This is a genomic window from Cytobacillus oceanisediminis, from assembly GCF_003182355.1.
Classification (GTDB): Bacteria; Bacillota; Bacilli; order Bacillales; family Cytobacillaceae; genus Cytobacillus; species Cytobacillus oceanisediminis_A.
Map to the genome: position 1 here is coordinate 87,862 of NZ_QGTW01000013.1, position 14,547 is coordinate 102,408.

The following is a 14,547-nucleotide window of genomic DNA, read 5'->3' on the forward strand; positions in this document are numbered from 1 at the left end:
TTCTTTTAATTTCTTTTGTTAAGGATATATGAAGAGTAACTGAAAATCTAGCAGTCGGACCTCGCCTGAAAGTAAAAAAACTGATCCGCAGACACCTGCGAATCAGCCAAATTATTTATCATCTACAACTATATAAGTAGCCCTTACCGGCCCATGTACGCCGACAATTAAATTCATTTCAATATCAGCGCTATTGCTTGGACCTGAAATAAAATTCACGCAAGACGGAATAGGCTCTCCATTTTCAACTTTATTATGGATGTGTTTTGCAACCTGGGTCATCCTTGGAACAATCGTGCTTTTCGGGATGATAGCAAGATAGATGACAGGAAGAAGGCTAACCGCACGCCCCTTCCCTTTATCGCTGAATAAAACAACGGTCCCAGACTCTGCAAGTGTGGCATCACTGAAGGTAATCCCGATGTCAGCTGTTGCCGAGAAGGCGAGATTCTCTTCTCCCCCCTCTTGATCCCAGACATGAACCGCGACTTCTTCTTCATTAAATTCTTTCGGAAGACCGGATAATCCAAATTCTTCAAAACGCGGATCATCCCATGTTACCACAGATTTTCCGCCATATTCCTTAATCAAGTGAGTAATCAGTGCAGGCAGTTCTGATGAGACTGTTTCATGCACATCTGTATGGATAAGCAAGCATTGTTTTTTAAGTACCTCCACAAGCTCATCCTGGGACGCTCCTTTTAGAACGCCCCATTGGGGATTATGGCCCCATTCTGGCCTCTTAACTTGATGGCGGCGCTCCCTCCCCAAATTTTTCGCAAGGTTATCAAGGAAAGAATTACGATTATAAACTTGACCAGCTGGCATCATTCTCCCCTCTCTTTCTTTCTCTTTTTATACAAATCCCTAAATCGGTCTTTTTTAGGTGCAGGGAACTCGCGGATCTCCGTCCAGTTTTTCAGCGGGCCTGGACCATCGGAGATTTTGTCATCCTTGGCGAACGCTACCAATGCTTTCGGCGCAAGCTTGGAGCCGATATTATACATGGAAGGTGAAGCGGTCCCCATGCTAAACGCCTTCATCGATAAGTTTTCAAATACAGGTGCTTTTCCTTCTTTTTCAACAATCTCCTGGCGGTGGCGAAGCAAATGCTCATGTAAAGGAATTTTCACCGGGCAGGCTTCCGTACATGCTGCACATAAAGTAGAAGCATATGGCAGCTCCTTATATTCGTCATATCCTCCTAAAAGTGGAGTCAATACTGCTCCCACTGGTCCCGGATAAATCGACCCATATGAATGTCCCCCTACATGGCGATATACCGGGCAGACATTAATGCAAGCTGCACAACGGATGCAGTGCAGGATAGACTGGAATGCAGTTCCCAGAATTTTAGACCGGCCGTTATCTACAATAACAAGATGGAATTCCTCAGGGCCGTCCACTTCTCCCTCTTGTTTTGGCCCTGTTAAAGCAGTAATATAGCTTGTCAGCTTCTGCCCAACTGCCGCTCGTGTCAGCAGGCTTACAAGAACCTCCATCTCTTCCCAAGTTGGGACGATCCGCTCCATCCCCATCACCGTGATTTGCGTTTTCGGGATGGTTGTGACCATTCGCGCGTTCCCTTCGTTCGTTACGAGGGAAATCGTTCCTGATTCAGCAATGGCGAAATTGCAGCCTGTGATTCCGATATCGGCCTGCAAAAACTCCTCACGCAGCTTTTCCCTTGCAAACAATGCAAGCTCCTCCGGCTTTTCTGTTTTATCATAGCCCAGTTTATCCCTGAAAACATCACGGATCTGCTCTTTGTTTTTATGCAGGGCCGGGGTAACAATATGGGACGGTGGATCATGATCATCCACTTGCAGAATCCATTCTCCAAGATCGCTTTCAATCACTTCACAGCCGGCATTTTCCAGAGCTTCATTCATATTGATTTCTTCTGTTACCATCGACTTGGACTTAACAACTTTCTTGCCATTGTTCTTTTTGACGACATTAGTAATATACTCATTTGCTTCTTCAGCGGTTTCAGCGAAAAAAACATGTCCGCCTCGCTTTGTCACATTCTCGCTTAGAAGCTCCAGATAATAATCAAGATTTTCAATGGTATGAGTCCGAATTTCCTCACCAAGCTTCCGCCAGTCTTCCCAGTTCCCCAATTCTTCAGCAGCATTTAGCCTTCCGCTGCGAAAACGTCCCTGGGCAGAGGAAACAGCTCCGCGCATAAATAAATCGCCTATTCCGTCCGAGACACGTTCTTTAAAGGGTTTTTCCCCTATTTTCATAGCCATTTATGCTTCCCCCTTCTTTATCTGCTGTTTAATACAGAGGCTATATGCATCACCTTTATCGGCTTTCCTTTTCGGTCAATACGTCCCCCAATATTCATTAAGCAGCCGCAGTCCGCTCCTACTAAAATTTCTGCTCCAGAATCCTCAACACTCTGAACCTTTTCATCTACCATTTGCTCGGAGATTTCGGACATTTTTACTGAGAAAGTTCCGCCAAAGCCGCAGCAATTATAATTATGTGGGAGCGGTTTCATTTCCAGGCCATCCACATTGTTTAATAGTTTCATTGGCGCTTCCTTCACACCCAATAATCTTGTCATATGGCAGGATGTGTGGTAAGTTGCTTTACCATTAAGCTTTGCCCCTACATCCTCTACTCCTAAAACATCCACTATAAACTGTGTAAGTTCATAGGTCTTATCCGCTAATTTCCGGGCACGAGGTTCCCATACCGGGTCTTCTTTAAAGACATGTGGATACTCTCTAAACATAGTTCCGCATGATCCCGAAGGAGTAACAACATACTCGGAATGCTCAAAGACCTTAATCATATGCTTCATCGATTCTTTTGCTTTATCTACATAGCCGCTGTTATACGCCGGCTGTCCGCAGCAAGTCTGCTTTTCCGGAAAGTCGACTTCACATCCGAGCCTTTCAAGCAATTCCACTGTATCCATCCCAACATCCGTCTGAAAAATATCTATTAAACAGGTTACAAATAATGATACTTTCATAGGTCTCACCTTTTCTTTCTTCAGGTAAATTCATTTTATTCCATACATTTAACTATATACAGTGTAAGCCTTTACTCCACCCTAGTCAACAGGTCATCTGATGACTTTAACGAATAGAGCAAGCTCCCTCAAATGGGAGCTTGCCAATTTTCCTTACGCTGTTTTCCTCAAATGCTTAACTTCCATTCTATTTTGCTTCTGGCCTTTGGCAATAAGCGTTACAATGAATCCCGCCACAACAGCAAGTATGATGGTTCCAATATTCAACCCAATTCCGCTAATGGCTACATAGCCAATTCCGCCTGCAAAAATAACATAGAAGGTCATTGGAATCAGCGTTTTTCTTATCAGATTCCCTTCCTTGCCTATTAATCCGGCAGAAGAAGAAGCTGCGACGACGTTGTGCACACAAATCATATTTCCGGCTGCACCGCCGACAGCCTGCAAAGCAACAATGGTTGCCGGCGCTGCAAGGATATTATCTGCTACACCAAATTGGAATAAAGAGAACATCATGTTACTAACTGTATTGCTTCCTGCTGCGAACGCCCCGATTGCACCTATTGTTGGTGCCGCAAGCGGCCAATAGCTTCCAAATATATTTGATATTCCCTCTGCCAACGCAAGAGGCATACTTGTATAATCAGCAGCATTGATTCCAGAGTTGATAAACACCTGTACCATGGGAACTGCGAAAATCAGGGCAGCCATTGCACTAACAATTGTTTTAAAAGAGTCCTTTACTGCACGTCCATACTCTTTCATATTCATTTTAAATATAAAGATTGATAGCAGGGAAACAACAATAAAAATGAAACCTGGCAGATTCAATGGTTTCGATTCAACTGTAATCGCTGTTCCAAATAAACTTTCAAACCTGATGACCAAGGCTTGGAGCCATGCCGAGAACGGCAAATATTTCAATCGTGTTAAAACTAATAAAATAGCTACTAATAGGTATGGCAGCCACGCAGCCATGAATGACACTTGCTTCTTTGGTTTTTCGGATTCGTCTACCTGAAGTGAACCAGTCCATGACGGATCCCAAGTACCTTTTTCGTCAAAATCCCATGACTTTTCAGGAATAAACAATCCTTTTTTAGCAGCAGGCACGACAATGGCTAAGCCTATTAAACCGCCAATCAGGGATGGAAACTCCGGTCCAAGAAGATTTGCTACTAAAGCATACGGAACTGTAAATGCTAAACCTGCAAAAATAGCAAACTTCCAAATTGCCAATCCTTCTGCAATCGATTTATTTTTTCCGAAGAAATAAGTCAGCATTGTCACCATAAATAGAGGAATAAATATGCCTATAATTCCGTGAATAAGGGCAACTTGTCCGCCAATTCCATTTATGTAAGCATCAAAAGTCGTTCCTTGTTCAGCAATATAGCTTTGAACTAACGGTGAATCCTTTAAACCGGAATTAACACCTATTAGAATGGGCGTACCCACAGCACCGTATGAAACTGGCGTTGATTGCAGGATAAGTGCAACCATAACGGCTCCCATTGCAGGAAAACCAATTGCGACCAAGAGAGGTCCAACAATTGTAGCAGGTGCCCCCCAGCCGGCTGCTCCTTCAAGGAAGGATCCAAACAGCCAGCAGACGATAATGGTCTGAACACGGCGGTCCGGCGAAATGCTCATAAACCCTTTACGGATTGTAAAAATGGCACCGCTTTCTTTTAATGTGTTTAAAAGAAGAATTGCACCAAATACGATCACTCCCACTTCCAGAGCTGTCACAACCCCTTTAACCCCGGCTGCAGCAACCTGATTTCCAGGCACTTCCCAAATAAACATGGCCATAATCATCGTTAGAACCAACGATACTGGCATAGCCCTCTTAGCCGGCCATCTTAAAATAACCAAAAATAAAAAGACTGAAACGATAGGCAATGTTGCAATTAAAGCCAGTGTACCAATACTCAAATACCTCTTCCCCTTTCATGCTGAAAAATTTCTTCTCCCTTTGAACTAATCACATTAACAGGTCATCTGATGACTTTAGTATAATAAACAGTATAATTAAAACGCTTTCATATCTCAATAGTATTTTTTAAAAATTTTAAAAATAAAGCCCAACCGTTAAAAGGCATCTTAACGATTGGGCTCTTTTTACTTATACTTCTATTTCATGAAAATATTTCATCAATACTTCTTCTACACTTTGGAGATGCTCGAGCAATAACCTTTGTGCCTTAGCCCCGTCCCTTTGTTTTAATGCTTCATAAATGCTTGAATGCTCGTGGGTTAAACGGCCCAATGTGGATTTTTCTGAATATAGCCATAATCGGCGTGTTTCTCTCATAGTAGTAACCATCATTTCCGATACATTATTCATAAGGCTGATCAGCAAATCATTTTGTGATGCTTTTGCAATGGCCATGTGAAAACGAAAATCTGCCTCTTCCCCTAATTCTTCATCATTGGCATTTTTCATCTGTTCAAGTGCCTCTTTGATTTCGCTAAGCTGATCTTCCGTCCATCTTAACGCTGCCGCTTCCACTGCCCCGACCTCCAAGATCCGGCGGACCTCCAGCAGATTTTTCACATCATCCTTTTTCATTAAAACAGCTATTTGCACAGGCAGCTTGAGCATATTGGAATTGAATTCGCGGACATAAGTCCCTTCTCCCTGATGCATTTCCACCAGCCCCATAGCCCGCAGTGCACTCAATGCCTCCCGGACCGCTGAACGGCCAACCTGAAAATTTTCCGCCAGCTGCTGCACCGAATCCAGCTTATCCCCGGGCTTCAATTCCCCTGACTTAATCATATCCATAATGGCCTCAGCCACTTCTTCATATATTTTACGCGGTTTAATTCGTCTATAATTCAACAGTGTTCACCCCATTATGTATCTTTCTTTGATTCTATAGTATTATCTGTGCTGCGACAATGTTAACTTGTAAGCGATTCCTTTAAGAGGTTTATTTTATAATCGAAAGAGCAGGTTTGGCTTGCTCCTCTTAAAGTATACCGGCCCCATTACAGTCAGGATTCTGATAAAATCAAGATGTATTTCTCCATTTATAAAACCGCTGCCATTCACTGCACTAACCGGAATTTTCTCATTCTCCTGTAAATCGTAAAGAGTCCAGCCAATATATATAAACTGTTCAAATAAAATTCATCAAATAATCCACGCTGCTTAGCCGAATCTACTTCTATAAAATCTTTCATAATGGCTTCTAGCCTATAGCCATACAGACACTTCTTCTATACGGACCAACGTCATTATTAGTTTCAGAAAAGGCCTATTTGTTGCATATTCTTTTTAAATCGCCTAAGATTAAATCGCAGGCGATTTAAAATGAAAATATTCTGGGGGAATTCTAATGACAACTGTTTATGATTTTCAAGTAAAAAAGCCAAATGGAGAGATCAACTCTCTAAAAGATTATGAGGGTAAGCCGCTAATTATCGTTAATACTGCAAGCAAGTGCGGACTGACTCCTCAATTCAAGGGTCTCCAGGGGCTATATGAAAAGTACAAGGACAGTGGTTTGGAGATCCTTGGCTTTCCTTGCGATCAGTTCAATAACCAGGAATTTGAAAATATTGAAGAAACCACTGAATTCTGCCAAGTTAACTATGGAGTCTCTTTCCCGATTTTCGCAAAAATTGATGTAAATGGAGAGAATGCTGATCCTTTGTTTGTTTTTCTAAAAGAACAGAAAAAAGGACTTTTATCGAAGAACATCAAATGGAATTTCACGAAATTTCTTGTGGATCGCAATGGCAACGTCGTTGATCGCTATGCCCCAACAACAGAGCCCGGGAAAATCGAGGATGATTTAAAGAAATTACTATAATTTAAGGTGATGACATGGAAGACTTTTTCACACTGGACAAACAGCTTTGCTTTGCAGTTTATGAAACAGCAGGCGAATTTACCAAATTGTATACAAGCGCTCTTCAGCCATTTGGCTTAACTTATCCCCAGTACCTTGTCCTTTTAGCACTTTGGGAAAAAGACGGAGTAACCGCAAAGGAGCTTGGAGAAAGACTAAATCTGGGAACTGGAACCCTCACGCCAATGATTGCAAGGATGGCATCAAATGGCTGGCTCCGGAAAGAAAGGTCCCAAGCAGATGAACGAAAAATAAATATTTATTTGCAGGATAAAGCCCGCCAAGAAAAACATCCCATTACCCAAAAAGTCAGTGAAACAATCCAAACGTGCCGAATTGAGCTGGAAGAATATGAACAGCTGATGATGCAGCTTGGGACACTGCGAAGGAAGGTAAAGGGGCTGATTTAGGGAAAGCAAGAGTACCTCACTAAAATGGGGTACTCTTTTTCTACCTCTATGTTTAATAACCCCTAAAAAAGCCATATTAAGTATAGGTTAATTCGGAAAGGAGCATAAACGATGGATTTTTTACCACGAGAGCAGATAATCAATGCACTACAGGAGCCGCTGCAATCCTACATATCCAAATATGGGATTGACGATATTGGAATTTTTGAAGAAGAAGGCCAGGATAACCAATATTATATGGGCTACACAGTGAAAAAAGAAGGAAAAACTTATCATATACATAGCCCATATACCAAGAATGATAATGGCGGCTTAGCCCCTATAAAAAAGGAGTGGACGGTTGAAACCGATGAGCCTCAAAAAGATGATCGAAGGGGATTTAACGATTTAGATCAAGCTTTCCGGGTGATTTAAATTTTAGTAATAGAGGTTTATGAACCCTTTTGGACTATATTTAATTTCGAATTTTTCGTCTATAATGAAATTAAATTTATAAAAAGGAGTGAAAAAGAATGGCTGTTAATGCCTACCTTAATTTTAATGGAAATACCCGGGAAGCTGTTGAGTTTTATACAGAGGTTTTTGAAACAGAGAAACCCGAGATTATGACTTTTGGGGACTCTCCTCCCAACCCGGAATATCCATTGCCTGAGGAAGCAAAGAATTTGGTTATGCATACACGCCTTAACATTTGCGGAAGCAACGTGATGTTTTCTGATACATTCCCTGGAATGCCTTTTACAGTTGGAAACAACATCAACCTGGCTATAGTGATTAAAGATCTGGATGATCTTAAAAAATACTTTAACAAACTGAAAGAAGGCGGTACTGTAGGCATGGAGCTGCAGGAAACGTTTTGGAGCAAGTGTTATGGCCAATTAACAGATAAGTTTGGCATAACCTGGCTGTTCAATTATGATAGTGAATAACCAAATACATATTTAATGTAAAAATGGGGGCTTTAGCTGAAAGCCTCTATTTTCATTCATCATTTAACAAATGATGAATCATTCTTTTTTTATTATCAAAAAACTGTTTCATGATCCTGTAATGATTTGTTTCTTCTAGTTTTTTTTCTATAATGCCTTCCTCGCTGAATTCATAAATTGCGGCATTAGGATATGCCATGATGATCGGCGAGTGAGTGGCAATGATAAACTGCGAGTGTTCATTGACCAAATCATGGATTCTTGTCAGCATGGACATTTGCCGTAATGGAGAAAGCGCAGCCTCCGGTTCATCCAATATGTATATTCCATTGCCGCGAAAGCGATGAAGGAATGTGGAAAAGAACGCCTCTCCATGTGATTGTTCATGCAGTGAACGGCCGCCAAAGGAATCAATCACCCGAGGCCCGCCCCCTTCACGATCCATTTCTTCAATGTTGGAAGCAACATTATAAAAGCTCTCCGCCCTTAGGAAAAATCCATCCCTTGGTTTATCAAAACCTTTTATTAACCTAAGATAATTCCCAAGCTCAGAATGCGTATCAAACGTTGAGAAGTTAAAATTGAAAGATCCCCCTTCAGCATTAAACCCCAATGCAACCGCTATCGCTTCCAGTAAAGTAGATTTGCCCATCCCATTCTCACCAATTAAAAAAGTAACCTTCGGGTGAAAAGGCAGCTCGCCCAACGTCTTAAAAGCAGGAAGATTAAAGGGATAGTGTTTAAAGGAAGGCACAGCATCTCTCTTAAGGCTAATGCTTCTTACATACTGCGCACTTAATATATCCATACTAATACCTCCGATTGATTTTCTCATACTTTAACATTTTTCCCTATTTACGATCAGGGCTAAAGCCGCTTTTGGATACACCGAGTTGAATCGGAGCATCTTGAAATTCCTGCTGGAGCATCTTTAGAACGACTTTAAATGCTGAGGGATTATACCACTTTTCCAACCCTAAATCTTCATAAATCCTGCGAATCCCGAGTTTCTCAGTCCTTCTGCCCCCGCTTCCGTCTCCCATCCAAAAATCATCAATCGTTACTCGGTTGGCAATCGATTTTAACTTAGCGGGAAATTCCCTTGAGCATGGCAGCAACGGGGCGATTGTTGCTTGTGTTATAATCCCAGCTCCTTTGATTTCTTTTAACGCAGCCATTCTTGCCGGGATAGGCGGCGCCGATGGAGCAAACGCCTTCCGGACTTCTTCTTTGTCCGTCTCAATAGTCATGGAGATCCTGATTTTCTCTCCGAATTGCTGGAATAAGTCGATATCCCGTGTTACTAAGGGAGACCTAGTTTGGACATGCAAAAAGTCCGGCTGATTCTTAAGCATTACTTCCAATAATCTTCTTGTAAGCTTTGAAGTATACTCAATGGGCTGATAAGGGTCAGTTGAAGAGGACATAAACAATGCTACAGGTCCCCTTTTTTTAGCCTTAATCAATTCTTTTTCCAATAGTTCCGCGGCATTCGTTTTAATATCAATCCATGCCCCCCATTCCTCTTCACGGAATATAGAAACAGGAAGCTCCCTTACATAACAATACTTACATCCGAATACACATCCGGCATAAGGATTTAAAGAATGGGTAAAATCATCTATTGCACCTTTGGCAAGGGTTAGTATACTCTTTGAAACAATCTCTTTTAGCTGTATATCCACATTGATCACCTGTTTCACAAAAAACGAACATTGGTTCTGTATATAGATATAATATCTTTTAGCCGAAAGTACGTCAATCCTGATTAGAGGTATGGAAACGATAAGGGGGAGGGAGCGATAGGTGAGTTTTTCGATATAAGGAGAAATATAATACTTAGTGATCGTTTTTTTATCTGGACAAATAGATTAAACGTTCAATTCTTGCTACCTGAAAAACCTGATCAAGTGGAATAATGGCAATAACCAAAAAAGGATTTTGTTTAATAAAAGACCACTTATTTTCCGATTTTAGAAAACGGAAGAATGATGCCTTCATAGTTGAACTTTAATATAGACTGCACATAATCTCTCCCTTCTCGCTGCTACAATATTATTTTACCAAAAGTATCCTTTCAGAAATATCGCTAATTTAAAAAAGTGCCCGGCCAATGCCAGACACCTCACTTATTTTCTAATAGTTTGAGAACTACACGATCTCAATCTGATTCCCTGAAGGATCTTCAATAACAAAATAACGCCCAGGAGGACAAGGCTGCGGCTCATCAAAAAGCACTTTAATTGATAATACACATACTTTATTTAACATGGAAATTCCTCCCTTTTTAGACCTGCAGTACTTCTATTAATATGTTTACAATTCCTGCTAATTTGATAATCTTTTTAAAGAGAATAAAAAGCGCCTGACCCAGTGTTAGGGTCAGACGTATGGTGCCTGACTGTTAGTACATTAATACAGAGGATCAAACCCTCCTTTTTCTATATCAAATTTCCATGTTCCACCGCTCTTTTTCAGTCTTCTTGAGCTGTTTTTCAGTTTCCTCCGGGTAGACTGTACGAAATTTATGGTGATCAGCCGGGATGATTTCAATCATCTTTTTAATCATATCTTCCGGATCGAATTGATTTTTTAATGCCTCTTCCTGTTTTTCCATATCTTCTTTCCGTGTAAAATTCTTTTGTTCATCGAACCATTTCCATTTTTCCTCTGCACTTCGTTTGTTAAAGCCAGTCTCAAAAGCACCTGGATTTATAGTTGCCACTTTCACTCCGAATTCTTTAAGCTCCTTCTTCAAGGTTTGCGCAATTCCCTCTATAGCGTGCTTTGTTGCAGTATATGGACCAACATATGGTGTCGCCGAAATGCCTGCCATTGAACTCATGAACACAATTTTTCCGCTCCCTTTTTTCACAAGCTTTCGAGCAGCAATCTGTACAGTTTCCAGTGTTGCAAAAACGTTCACCTCAAATAGAGCACGGAACCTGTCCATCGGCACCTCACCGAGTGGTCCACCTTCATTAATCGCAGCATTCGCCACAAACACATCAAAATTGTACTCTTCTATCTGATCACGATCGCGTTCGTTTGTAATATCGAGTTTAAATACATCTATATCCAGCCCCTGCTCCGCTGATTCCCGAATTAGATCCGTTTTTTGAGAAGTTAGTTCTGTAGTCGCAATTACACGGTGGCCTTTCTTGGCAAGGCCGAGTGCGGCCCCTTTTCCAAGCCCGCTTCCCGCTCCTGTTATGAAGATAGTTTTGCCCACAATGTATTCCTCCTAACATGTGCTAGTCCTTGTCTTCTTCCCATTTGCCAATAAGATAAAACCCTTTTGCAAAAATGCAATAACGGGAGAGAAGGTGGAGAAAACCAAAAATCTATTATTTCAAGGGTTTTGAAAAGGAAGCAGCCCTAACAAAAAATGCTATCTCAAGTAAAGAGATAGCATCCTAGTAAATAGTTGAGAGAAGCAGTAAGCTTCTCCTACTGCTTCTATATCATGTACCGCAATAAGTTCGGTAAGGACGTGCTGATGGTTCGGGCAATTGGCAGTATTCATCCTGTTCAGGCGAATATGCATATGGGTTTGAAAGTACATCAAGAAGCTTTCTCATCACATTGTAGTCTCCTTGTTTTACTGCCGCTTCCAATGCCTCTTCTACCTTGTGGTTTCGAGGGATTAGTGCAGGATTGCTGTTCCTCATTAACTGAATTGCAGCGTCTTTCGATTCTTCCTGCCTGCCCAGTCTTGATTGCCACTTCTCATACCACTGGGTAAATTCAAGGTTTCCATTTAGATCCGTATCCTCCACATTATTCAAAGTTAATGCCCGGAAGGTGTTGGTATAGTCAGCACCAGACTTCTGCATGATCTTGAGGAGGTCTTTAATTAGTGTTTCATCTTCTTTTTCTTCGTTTATGATTCCCAGCTTTGCTCTCATGCCCTTAAGCCAATTACTTTGATAAATTTTATTAAAATCGGAAATTGCATCCTGGGCTATTTTTACAGCCTCATCCTGATCATCATGAAGCAGAGGCAAAAGAGTTTCAGCAAACCTTGCAAGATTCCACCCGCCAATAAAGGGCTGGTTTCCATAAGCATATCGACCTTCCCTATCAATAGAGCTGAATACGGTTTCCAGATCATAGGAATCCATAAAGGCGCATGGTCCATAATCGATGGTTTCTCCGCTAATTGCCATGTTGTCGGTGTTCATAACCCCGTGTATGAAGCCGACCAATTGCCATTGCGATATCAGTGCAGCTTGCCGCTTGATTACTTCCTGAAGCAGGGAGAGATATTGGTTCTCATCTCCTTCAATTTCGGGATAATGGCGCTTAATTGTATAATCAGCCAGCGCATGCAATTCCTCAACCGGTCTCCAATTTGCAACATATTGAAAGGTGCCTACGCGCAGATGGCTTCCAGCCACTCGGGTTAGAATGGCACCAGGCAGCTCGGTTTCGCGAATGATTGACTCACCGGTTGTCACCACTGCCAGGCTTCGGGTCGTTGGTATGCCAAGCGCATGCATGGCCTCACTGATGATGTACTCGCGCAGCATGGGCCCTAGTGCCGCACGGCCATCTCCCCCACGGGAATATGGAGTCCTGCCTGAACCCTTAAGCTGAATATCAACCCGTTCACCTTCCGGAGTGATTTGCTCGCCAATCAGCATTGCACGGCCATCACCTAACATATTAAAATGCCCAAATTGGTGCCCTGCGTAAGCTTGAGCAAGAGGCGAAGCCTCTTCAGGAACCTCGTTCCCTGCAAGCACGGCTAAGCCATTTTCGCTTTGCAGCGCTTCAGCGTTCAACCCTAGTGAATTTGCCAGCGAACCATTAAGTATGACTAATCGCGGCGAACTTACAGGATTTGGATTAACGCTGGAAAAGAATGATTTCGGTAACCTGGCATAACTGTTGTCAAAGTTCCATCCTGTTTCTGTCTTATTTGTCATCGTATCCCCTTTTCTTGTTTGACTTCTTTATCCGGTTATTCTTTATTATGCTCTAGTTCTCTGTTTACATCTTAACATTCACAGCTTTTTATAATGTCTTCTTCTTCTACTTTATTATACCTTTTCGCCTTAATGATGGCTCAAATAAAAAAGGTGCCTGCCCCCTAGTACGTTAATAAACGAAAGTACTAGCGGCCAGACACCTATCCTATTTCACTACTCGCTATGTTCAAAGGTTTTACAAGCAGTTTCCTCAACATCCTCTGCCTCTCTGCCATTTTGGCCAATGACATAAATAGAATCGGCAACACATTTATCTCCCTCTGCCCAGTATTTGCAATTTTCTACGTTACATAATACCTCAACTTCCATGTAGGCCACCTCCTTAATGGTTTAGTAATCAATACCCCTTTTAGAGAGGAACTAACCGCCCATTCTCAATTAAAGGAGATACCTGGGCAAAAGAGGGACTCTTTGGATTTAACTATATTTAACCATTACATACGCCCTAATTCAGAAATAATTTGGGCATATTAAAGAAAAATCTTTTATAAAGGTGGAGAAAATTTTGTCTGATTTTTGCGCCTCATTATGGCCAGAAGAGCCCACACCTGAAAATCTGCAAAATTGCGGTGAATGCGGGTTAGACAAACATGGCACACGAATGGTTTGGGGAGAGGGAAATCCTGAAGCACCCATTATCGTTCTTCTCGATAATCCTGAATCCCGCGAGAATCGAGAAAACAGGCCATTTGTCTGCGGGACGAGGCAAACCCTACAGCAAGCAGCCTATCAGGCTGGGTTGAAAGCGGATGACTTATATGTAACGTATATTTTAAAACGAAAACCTGTACGTGCTTATGAAAAAGAGCAAACCAGGCAAGTTTGCATGGGTCACCTTAAGCAGCAGCTGCTTTCGAAACAACCTCAGATTATTCTATGTCTTGGGAATATTGCTGTCCAATCCTTCTTTCAGGATCCAGAAAAAGATGTTAAATCATTGCGGGGCAAAATGCATAACGTACATGGATATCAAACAACTGTAGCCTATCACCCTTTAGCTGTTAGGCGCCGCCCTAACTTATGGCCATTATTTGTAAGGGACTGGGAATTGGCTGCAGATCATTATTTTAAACAAGGATCATTTGGCTAAAAAGCTTGTACCTGATAGACCTATTAATATTGAGCCAAGGATTATTATCTTAAAAACACTTAAAAAAAGTGCCTGCCACTACCGGATTTATGTCACCTAGACGATTTCAGGAGTGCAGGCACTTCATGTTTATTATTGTGCAGTAAAAATAATCTCTTTTCATTTTTAACGCTTTTTTTCAATTGTTAATATATAAGCTACGCAGGCTTTTTTCCTGGACCTTTTTTGCACTAACTTTATTCCAACAACTAACAAAAAATGAAAAAAAATGG

General features: G+C 41.6%; 16 protein-coding genes. 5 read left to right on the plus strand and 11 right to left on the minus strand.

Going from position 1 to position 14,547, the window contains the following annotated elements; genetic code table 11:
* Window positions 1–111 precede the first annotated feature (111 nt).
* From DFO73_RS21190 to DFO73_RS21210, 5 genes are all read right to left on the minus strand, one after another.
* Window positions 112–828 (minus strand): LutC/YkgG family protein, encoded by a 717-nt coding sequence (locus tag DFO73_RS21190; RefSeq protein WP_110066686.1) that lies wholly within the window; start codon window positions 826–828, stop codon window positions 112–114.
* Complete coding sequence (locus DFO73_RS21195) at window positions 828–2,255, minus strand: LutB/LldF family L-lactate oxidation iron-sulfur protein (RefSeq protein WP_110066687.1); 1,428 nt, start codon at window positions 2,253–2,255, stop codon at window positions 828–830. The genes DFO73_RS21190 and DFO73_RS21195 overlap by 1 nt, the downstream gene beginning before the upstream one ends.
* Window positions 2,256–2,272: 17 nt before the next feature.
* Window positions 2,273–2,989 carry a (Fe-S)-binding protein gene (locus tag DFO73_RS21200; protein WP_110066688.1) on the minus strand — a complete coding sequence of 239 codons (717 nt, stop codon included), beginning with the start codon at window positions 2,987–2,989 and terminating at the stop codon, window positions 2,273–2,275.
* Between the two features lie 153 nt (window positions 2,990–3,142).
* Window positions 3,143–4,927 carry an L-lactate permease gene (locus DFO73_RS21205; RefSeq protein WP_110066689.1) on the minus strand — a complete coding sequence of 595 codons (1,785 nt, stop codon included), beginning with the start codon at window positions 4,925–4,927 and terminating at the stop codon, window positions 3,143–3,145.
* Between the two features lie 190 nt (window positions 4,928–5,117).
* A complete protein-coding gene (locus DFO73_RS21210; RefSeq protein ID WP_110066690.1) occupies window positions 5,118–5,837 on the minus strand; it encodes a FadR/GntR family transcriptional regulator in 720 nt (239 codons plus the stop codon).
* A gap of 499 nt (window positions 5,838–6,336) precedes the next feature.
* Between DFO73_RS21210 and DFO73_RS21215 the strand changes: the two genes are divergently transcribed.
* The 4 genes from DFO73_RS21215 (at window position 6,337) to DFO73_RS21230 (ending at window position 8,191) form a co-directional block, all read left to right on the plus strand.
* The gene (locus DFO73_RS21215) at window positions 6,337–6,813 is read left to right on the plus strand and encodes a glutathione peroxidase (RefSeq protein ID WP_110066691.1); all 477 of its coding nucleotides are present in this window, start codon (window positions 6,337–6,339) and stop codon (window positions 6,811–6,813) included.
* 14 nt (window positions 6,814–6,827) lie between these two features.
* A complete protein-coding gene (locus tag DFO73_RS21220; RefSeq protein ID WP_110066692.1) occupies window positions 6,828–7,262 on the plus strand; it encodes a MarR family winged helix-turn-helix transcriptional regulator in 435 nt (144 codons plus the stop codon).
* Window positions 7,263–7,373: 111 nt separating this feature from the next.
* Window positions 7,374–7,676, plus strand: coding sequence for a DUF5634 family protein (locus DFO73_RS21225; RefSeq protein ID WP_110066693.1), 303 nt, complete (start codon window positions 7,374–7,376; stop codon window positions 7,674–7,676).
* 98 nt (window positions 7,677–7,774) lie between these two features.
* The gene (locus DFO73_RS21230; protein ID WP_110066694.1) at window positions 7,775–8,191 is read left to right on the plus strand and encodes a VOC family protein; all 417 of its coding nucleotides are present in this window, start codon (window positions 7,775–7,777) and stop codon (window positions 8,189–8,191) included.
* Between the two features lie 52 nt (window positions 8,192–8,243).
* On the opposite strand, the gene DFO73_RS21235 is transcribed toward DFO73_RS21230, so the two are convergent.
* From DFO73_RS21235 to DFO73_RS21255, 6 genes are all read right to left on the minus strand, one after another.
* Window positions 8,244–8,999 carry an AAA family ATPase gene (locus DFO73_RS21235; RefSeq protein ID WP_110066695.1) on the minus strand — a complete coding sequence of 252 codons (756 nt, stop codon included), beginning with the start codon at window positions 8,997–8,999 and terminating at the stop codon, window positions 8,244–8,246.
* A 43-nt stretch (window positions 9,000–9,042) separates the two neighbouring features.
* The gene (locus DFO73_RS21240; protein WP_375137341.1) at window positions 9,043–9,882 is read right to left on the minus strand and encodes an SPL family radical SAM protein; all 840 of its coding nucleotides are present in this window, start codon (window positions 9,880–9,882) and stop codon (window positions 9,043–9,045) included.
* 460 nt (window positions 9,883–10,342) lie between these two features.
* Window positions 10,343–10,462: a VOC family protein gene (locus DFO73_RS28320; protein WP_142669540.1), complete on the minus strand. Its 120-nt coding sequence runs from the start codon at window positions 10,460–10,462 to the stop codon at window positions 10,343–10,345.
* A gap of 175 nt (window positions 10,463–10,637) precedes the next feature.
* The gene (locus DFO73_RS21245; protein ID WP_110066697.1) at window positions 10,638–11,423 is read right to left on the minus strand and encodes an SDR family oxidoreductase; all 786 of its coding nucleotides are present in this window, start codon (window positions 11,421–11,423) and stop codon (window positions 10,638–10,640) included.
* 232 nt (window positions 11,424–11,655) lie between these two features.
* Window positions 11,656–13,122, minus strand: a complete 1,467-nt coding sequence (locus DFO73_RS21250) for a protein adenylyltransferase SelO (RefSeq protein ID WP_110066698.1) — start codon at window positions 13,120–13,122, stop codon at window positions 11,656–11,658.
* 216 nt (window positions 13,123–13,338) lie between these two features.
* On the minus strand, window positions 13,339–13,494 hold the full coding sequence (locus tag DFO73_RS21255) for a DUF1540 domain-containing protein (RefSeq protein ID WP_110066699.1): 156 nt from the start codon (window positions 13,492–13,494) through the stop codon (window positions 13,339–13,341).
* A gap of 196 nt (window positions 13,495–13,690) precedes the next feature.
* Here DFO73_RS21255 and DFO73_RS21260 point away from each other — a divergent pair, with 196 nt between their 5' ends.
* Window positions 13,691–14,275, plus strand: a complete 585-nt coding sequence (locus DFO73_RS21260) for a uracil-DNA glycosylase (protein ID WP_110066700.1) — start codon at window positions 13,691–13,693, stop codon at window positions 14,273–14,275.
* Window positions 14,276–14,547: the final 272 nt, after the last annotated feature.